A 7,082-nucleotide genomic window follows, 5' to 3' on the forward strand; every position below is an offset into this window, starting at 1 on the left:
ACTGGCCACTGCTCAACGCCTTGCTCAACACCGCCAGCGGCGCGACCTGGGTTTCGTTGCACCACGGCGGCGGCGTCGGCATGGGCTTCTCCCAGCACTCGGGCATGGTGATTGTCTGCGACGGTACCGACGAAGCCGCCGAGCGTATCGCGCGCGTGCTGCACAACGACCCGGCGACCGGCGTGATGCGTCATGCGGATGCGGGCTACCAGATCGCCATCGACTGCGCCAAAGAGCAGGGCCTCAATCTCCCGATGATCAAATAACTAATGTGGGAGCGGGCTTGCTCGCGAATGCGGTGTATCAGTCACTGAAGTCGTTAGCTGACCCATCGCTTTCGCGAGCAAGCCCGCTCCCACATGTGATCTGCGTTTCACCCAAAAACAATCCATCAGAGGTTGAACATAAATGGCAGTAAAAGACGCTCGTGCAAGCACCACCCCGTTGATCGAAAGGCGTTCGATCGACTACATCCCGGAAGCGGAAAGACACGGCCGTCTATTGAGTCAGTTCACCCTGTGGTTGGGTGCCAACCTGCAAATCACTGCGATTGTCACCGGGGCCCTGGCCGTGGTGCTGGGCGGTGATGTGTTCTGGTCGTTGATCGGTCTGTTGATCGGTCAACTGCTGGGCGGTGGCGTCATGGCCCTGCATGCGGCGCAAGGCCCGCAACTGGGCTTGCCGCAGATGATCTCCAGCCGCGTGCAGTTCGGCGTGTATGGCGCGGTGATTCCCCTGGTGCTGGTGTGCCTGATGTACATCGGTTTTTCTGCCAGCGGCTCATTGCTGGCGGGGCAGGCGGTGGCGCAGTTGCTTCACGTTGAAGACTGGGTCGGCATCGTATTGTTCGCGGGGCTGATCATGGTGTTTACGATCTTCGGCTACCGGGTGATCCACGGCATCGGTCGCATCGCCAGCGTGCTGGGGGTGGTTGCCTTCGTGTACCTGTTCTACAGGCTGCTGGCCGGTAACGACATCGGTGCGTTGCTGGGCAACAAGCATTTTTCCCTCAGCAGTTTCCTGCTGGCGATTTCCCTCTCGGCGTCCTGGCAGATTGCGTTCGGCCCGTATGTGGCGGACTACTCGCGCTACTTGCCGCGCAGCACGCAGGCCTCGAAAACCTTCTGGGCCGTGGGCCTCGGTTCGGTGATCGGCGCGCAGGCTTCGATGGTGTTCGGTGTGTTTGCGGCAGCCCTGGCAGGCTCGCAATTCGCTCACCACGAAGTGTCGTTTATCGTCGGCCTGGGCGGCACCGGGATCGTCGCGGCGCTGCTGTATTTCAGCATCGCCTTCGGCAAGGTCACCGTCACCACCCTCAACGCCTACGGCAGCTTCATGTCGATCGCGACAATCATCAGTGGTTTCCGTGGCAGCCGGCATATCGGCAGTGGCACGCGGCTGTTGTACATCTTCGTGATGGTGTCGATTGCCGCCGCGCTGGCGTTGCTGGGCAAGGACTCGTTCCTCAAGGATTTCTCCGCGTTCATCCTGTTCCTGCTGGCGTTTTTCACGCCCTGGAGTGCGATCAACCTGGTGGACTTCTACTGCATCACCAAAGAGCGCTATGACATCCCGGCCCTGTCCAACCCCAACGGTCGCTACGGTCGCTGGAACCTGATGGGCATCAGCATCTACGTGTTCGGCGTGCTGATTCAGATGCCGTTCATCTCGACGCATTTCTACACCGGCCCACTGGTCGCGAGCCTGGGCGACACCGATATCTCGTGGATCATCGGGCTGGTGGTGCCGGCGGCGTTGTACTACTGGGCTGCGAAAAAATGGCACAGCCCGATTCCTGAGCGCCTCGTGCTGCCCGATGTGCAGGGCGCCGCTGCTCAACCTGCTTAACCAGAACCCGGTACGCATGACAAACAGCGAATTGAAACAGCAAAACTGGCGAAAACTTTCCTCAAGGGACATCCTGAACTCTGGCACGCATGGTGAGCGACAACGCAGCCAAGAAAATCGACGCGGCCTTGTAGGTTGAGCGTTTCCGGTTGCCGCCACAGGCAACCGGGCGTCCGGCCACAATCCACTGGATCGAGAGCACACTATGTTTCCTGAGAGTTTTACGTTTTCCATCGCCGACTGGGTCAACAGTTGGGTCGATGCGCTGGTGACCAACTACGGCGATGTGTTCCGGCACATCTCCGATACGTTGCTGTGGGCCATCGTTAACCTGGAAGGTTTGCTGCGCGCAGCGCCCTGGTGGTTGATGTTGCTGATTGTTGGCGGTATTGCCTGGCATGCCACTCGCAAGTGGTTCACCACCGTCGTGATCGTCGGCCTGCTGTTTCTGGTGGGCGCGGTCGGGCTGTGGGACAAGCTGATGCAAACCCTGGCGCTGATGATGGTGGCCACGGTGATCTCGGTGCTGATCGGCATTCCCCTGGGGATTCTGTCGGCCCGCAGCAACCGCCTGCGTTCGGTGCTGATGCCGCTGCTGGACATCATGCAGACCATGCCCAGCTTCGTGTACCTGATCCCGGTGTTGATGCTGTTCGGCCTGGGCAAGGTCCCGGCGATTTTCGCCACGGTGATCTACGCCGCACCGCCGCTGATTCGTCTCACCGACCTGGGCATTCGCCAGGTGGACGGTGAAGTCATGGAAGCGATCAACGCCTTCGGTGCCAACCGCTGGCAGCAACTGTTCGGCGTGCAACTGCCGCTGGCCCTGCCGAGCATCATGGCCGGGATCAACCAGACCACCATGATGGCCCTGTCGATGGTGGTGATCGCCTCGATGATCGGCGCCCGTGGCCTGGGTGAAGATGTACTGGTGGGCATCCAGACCCTCAACGTTGGACGCGGCCTTGAAGCCGGTCTGGCGATCGTGATTCTTGCCGTGGTCATCGACCGCATTACGCAAGCCTATGGTCGTCCACGGCATGAGGCGAGCAAATGACTACTGTCAGCAAAATTGAAGTCAAAAACGTATTCAAGATTTTCGGCAACCGCTCCAAGGATGCACTGGCGTTGATTGGCCAGGGCAAGAGCAAGGACGAGGTGCTGGCCGAGACCGGTTGCGTGGTGGGTGTGAACGACCTGTCCCTGAGCGTCGACACCGGTGAAATCTTCGTGATCATGGGGCTGTCGGGTTCCGGCAAGTCGACCCTGGTGCGTCACTTCAACCGGCTGATCGACCCTACCAGCGGTGCGATCCTGGTGGACGGTGAAGACATCCTGCAACTGGACATGGAAGCCTTGCGCCAATTCCGCCGGCACAAGATCAGCATGGTGTTCCAGAGCTTTGGCCTGCTGCCTCACAAGAGTGTGCTGGACAACGTTGCCTACGGCCTGAAAGTGCGTGGCGAAACCAGGCAAGTGTGCGCCGAGCGTGCGCTGCACTGGATCGAAACCGTGGGCCTCAAGGGCTATGAAAACAAATACCCGCATCAACTTTCCGGCGGCATGCGTCAGCGTGTAGGCCTGGCCCGGGCGCTGGCGGCCGACACTGACATCATCCTGATGGACGAGGCGTTCAGTGCGCTCGACCCGCTGATCCGTGCCGAGATGCAAGACCAGTTATTGGAGCTGCAAAAGACCCTGCACAAGACCATCGTGTTCATTACCCACGACCTCGATGAGGCGGTGCGCATCGGCAACCGCATTGCGATCCTCAAGGACGGCAAGCTGATCCAGGTCGGCACGCCCCGCGAGATTTTGCATTCACCGGCGGATGAGTACGTGAACCGGTTTGTCCAGCGGCGGGTGGCGGTGGTTTGATCCGATATTTGTGATGAGTTGGCTGAGGCTATCGCAGGCAAGCCAGCTCCCACATTTGGAATGCGTTTCCCCTGTGGAAGCTGGCTCGCTTGCGATGAGGCCAGTGAAGCTGCACAACAATTGCGAATTTCATGAAGAGGTCAACGATGTCCCAGGCTGAAAAAATCATCATCGCCGACGCCCCGATGCGTTGGCAGGACGTGGTCGCCGTGGCTCGCCACGGTGCGATCCTCGAACTCTCGGGCCAGGCCTGGGCTCGCATCGACAATGCCCAGGCCATCGTCCAGCGCATCGTCACCAGCGGCGAGCGCGCCTACGGCATCAACACCGGCCTGGGCGCCTTGTGCAACGTGTCGCTCAAGGACGAACAACTGAGCCGGCTGTCGCGCAATACCCTGCTCAGCCATGCCTGCGGCGTCGGTGCGCCACTGAGTGTGGAGCAAACCCGCGCGATCATTTGTGCGGCAATCATTAACTACAGCCACGGCAAATCCGGCTTGCATCCGCAGGTGGTGCATTCGCTGCTGGGGCTGCTCAACCATGGCATCACGCCGCAAGTGCCGTCCCAGGGGTCCGTGGGTTACCTGACCCACATGGCGCACATTGGCGTCGCCTTGCTCGGCGTCGGCGACGTCAGCTATCGAGGCCGTATCGTTCCCGCACACCAGGCGCTGGCTGAAGAAGGTTTGCAGCCGGTAGTGCTTGGCGCCAAGGACGGGCTGTGCCTGGTCAACGGCACGCCGTGCATGACCGGCCTCAGCAGCCTGGCCCTGGCCGATGCGCACCGCCTGCTGCAATGGGCCGACGTGATCGGTGCCATGAGCTTCGAAGGCCAGCGCGGCCAGATCGACGCCTTCGACGAAGAAATCATCGCGCTCAAGCCGCACCCGGGCATGCAGCAAGTGGGCATCAACCTGCGCGCGTTGCTGGACGGCAGCGAAGTGATCGCCAGCAGCAAAGGCATTCGTACCCAGGACGCCCTGAGCATCCGTTCGATTCCCCAGGTGCACGGCGCCGCCCGCGACCAACTGGAACACGCCACCCGGCAGATCGAAACCGAACTCAACGGCGCCACCGATAACCCGCTGGTGCTCGGCACGCCAGACAACTACCGCGTGGTGTCCCAGGCCAATCCCCACGGGCAGTCCGTGGCCCTGGCGGCAGACATGCTGGCCATCGCCATGGCCGAAATCGGCTCCATCGCCGAGCGTCGCCTGGACCGTCTGATCAACCCGCACGTCAGTGGTTTGCCGGCGTTCCTGGTAAGCAACCCCGGGGTCAACTCCGGGATGATGATCGTGCAGTACGTCGCCGCCTCGCTGTGCGGGCAAAACCGCCAGTTGGCGCAACCGGCGGTGCTCGACAACTTCGTCACCTCGGGCCTGCAGGAAGACCACCTGAGCATGGGCACCAACGCCGCGCTGAAGCTGTATTCGGTGCTGGAAAACGTCACCCAGATCCTCGCCATCGAGTACTTGCTGGCGGCCCAGGCGTTCGAGTTCCTCCAGGAGCAACGCTTCGGCGCCGGCACCGATGCCGCCTGGCGTTTGCTGCGCGAACACGTCCCGGCCTACGACCAGGACCGCTGGCTGGCGCCAGACATCGCAGCCACCGCCGCGTTGCTCAAGGACGCCGATTTACTGCAACGCACGCTACCGAATTTGCACTGACCTTTTCCCAACAATAACCAGCGTGCCAAGCCGACTGATCCTCTAAAAGAGCACAGCGGCGGATAACGGAAGCATCCGGAGCGACTGGTAGTTAACAACACTCTCAAAAGGAGCATGAATGTGACTGCGCTAAACCTGATTCCAGGCCAACTGAGCCTTGCCCAACTGCGGGCCATCTACCAGCAGCCGGTAACCCTCAGTCTGGATGACAGCGCCTCGGCCCAGATCGAAGCCAGTGTCGCCTGTGTGGAGCAGATTCTCGCCGAGAACCGCACCGCCTACGGCATCAACACCGGTTTCGGCCTGCTGGCCTCGACCCGCATTGCCAGCGAAGACCTGGAAAACCTCCAGCGTTCCCTGGTGCTGTCCCACGCCGCCGGCGTCGGTGAGCCCATCAGCGATGCGCTGGTACGGCTGGTCATGGTGCTCAAGGTCAACAGCCTGAGCCGGGGCTTTTCCGGGATTCGCCGGCAGGTCATCGACGCGCTGATCGCCCTGATCAATGCCGAGGTCTACCCGCACATTCCGCTGAAGGGTTCGGTGGGCGCCTCCGGTGACCTGGCGCCATTGGCCCACATGTCGCTGGTGCTGTTGGGCGAAGGCAAGGCTCGCTACAAAGGCAAATGGCTGGAAGCTACCGAAGCGCTGAAAGTTGCCGGCCTGACGCCGCTGACCCTGGCGGCCAAGGAAGGCCTGGCGCTGCTCAACGGCACCCAGGTTTCCACCGCTTATGCATTGCGTGGGCTGTTCGAGGGCGAAGATCTGTTCGCCGGTGCCCTGGCCTGTGGCGCCCTGACGGTGGAAGCCGTGCTGGGTTCGCGCTCGCCGTTCGACGCACGCATTCACGCTGCCCGGGGCCAACGCGGCCAGATCGACTCTGCGGCCGCTTATCGCGCCCTGCTGGGTGAAAGCAGCGAAGTGTCGCAATCCCACGAGAACTGCGACAAGGTCCAGGACCCGTACTCCCTGCGTTGCCAGCCACAAGTCATGGGCGCCTGCCTGACCCAGTTCCGCCAGGCGGCCGAAGTACTGGTGGTGGAAGCCAACGCCGTGTCGGATAACCCGCTGGTGTTCGCGGCTGAAGGTGACGTGATTTCCGGTGGCAACTTCCACGCCGAACCGGTGGCCATGGCGGCGGACAACATGGCGCTGGCCATCGCGGAAATCGGCTCCCTGAGCGAGCGTCGCATCTCGTTGATGATGGACAAGCACATGTCGCAACTGCCGCCATTCCTGGTGGGCAATGGCGGTGTGAACTCCGGCTTCATGATCGCCCAGGTGACGGCGGCGGCATTGGCCAGCGAGAACAAGGCACTGGCGCATCCCCATAGCGTCGACAGCCTGCCGACGTCAGCCAACCAGGAAGACCACGTGTCGATGGCCCCGGCGGCGGGCAAGCGCCTGTGGGAAATGGCCGAGAACACCCGCGGTGTGCTGGCGGTGGAATGGTTGGCGGCTTGCCAGGGCCTGGACCTGCGCAATGGTTTGAAAACCTCGCCGGCGCTGGAAAAGGCGCGCGGGATCCTGCGCAGCAAAGTCGCGTTTTATGAGAAGGACCGCTTCTTTGCGCCGGACATCAATGCCGCCAGTGAGCTGCTGGCAACGCGTTGCCTGAACGAGCTGGTGCCGGCGAAACTGCTGCCGAGCCTCTAAGGACATCGAACCCCTCTTTGTGGCGAGGGAGCT

General features: G+C 61.7%; 5 protein-coding genes and 2 pseudogenes. All 7 read left to right on the top strand.

Translation table 11 applies throughout. The features are described 5' to 3' along the window. Positions 1-266 (top strand): annotated as a pseudogene (locus HX873_RS26145) (urocanate hydratase); the annotation flags it as partial. 142 nt (positions 267-408) lie between these two features. Beyond that, the gene (locus HX873_RS26150) at positions 409-1,848 is read left to right on the top strand and encodes a cytosine permease (protein WP_087692903.1); all 1,440 of its coding nucleotides are present in this window, start codon (positions 409-411) and stop codon (positions 1,846-1,848) included. After that, positions 1,835-1,982: pseudogene (locus tag HX873_RS26155) on the top strand (histidine ABC transporter substrate-binding protein); the annotation flags it as partial. The gene HX873_RS26150 and the pseudogene HX873_RS26155, both read left to right, overlap by 14 nt. Positions 1,983-2,053: 71 nt before the next feature. Continuing rightward, complete coding sequence (locus HX873_RS26160; protein ID WP_003209260.1) at positions 2,054-2,905, top strand: proline/glycine betaine ABC transporter permease; 852 nt, start codon at positions 2,054-2,056, stop codon at positions 2,903-2,905. Continuing rightward, entirely contained in the window at positions 2,902-3,726 is an 825-nt protein-coding gene (locus HX873_RS26165; protein ID WP_003209262.1) for a glycine betaine/L-proline ABC transporter ATP-binding protein, read from the top strand. The genes HX873_RS26160 and HX873_RS26165 overlap by 4 nt, the downstream gene beginning before the upstream one ends. A 146-nt stretch (positions 3,727-3,872) precedes the next feature. Further along, positions 3,873-5,396, top strand: coding sequence for a histidine ammonia-lyase (hutH, locus tag HX873_RS26170; RefSeq protein ID WP_003209264.1), 1,524 nt, complete (start codon positions 3,873-3,875; stop codon positions 5,394-5,396). A gap of 114 nt (positions 5,397-5,510) precedes the next feature. Then, positions 5,511-7,049 carry a histidine ammonia-lyase gene (gene hutH / locus HX873_RS26175; RefSeq protein ID WP_177123415.1) on the top strand — a complete coding sequence of 513 codons (1,539 nt, stop codon included), beginning with the start codon at positions 5,511-5,513 and terminating at the stop codon, positions 7,047-7,049. Positions 7,050-7,082 lie beyond the last annotated feature (33 nt).

It is taken from the genome of Pseudomonas sp. P7758, assembly GCF_013386485.1.
In the GTDB taxonomy this organism is placed as follows: Bacteria; Pseudomonadota; Gammaproteobacteria; order Pseudomonadales; family Pseudomonadaceae; genus Aquipseudomonas.

What these genes read in the sequence shown, in the direction of transcription:
- HX873_RS26165 (WP_003209262.1), top strand. Translation starts at nt 2,902, where the DNA reads ATGACTACTGTCAGCAAAATTGAAGTCAAAAACGTATTCAAGATTTTC.
- hutH (WP_177123415.1), top strand. Translation starts at nt 5,511, where the DNA reads ATGAATGTGACTGCGCTAAACCTGATTCCAGGCCAACTGAGCCTTGCC.
- HX873_RS26150 (WP_087692903.1), top strand. Translation starts at nt 409, where the DNA reads ATGGCAGTAAAAGACGCTCGTGCAAGCACCACCCCGTTGATCGAAAGG.
- HX873_RS26160 (WP_003209260.1), top strand. Translation starts at nt 2,054, where the DNA reads ATGTTTCCTGAGAGTTTTACGTTTTCCATCGCCGACTGGGTCAACAGT.
- hutH (WP_003209264.1), top strand. Translation starts at nt 3,873, where the DNA reads ATGTCCCAGGCTGAAAAAATCATCATCGCCGACGCCCCGATGCGTTGG.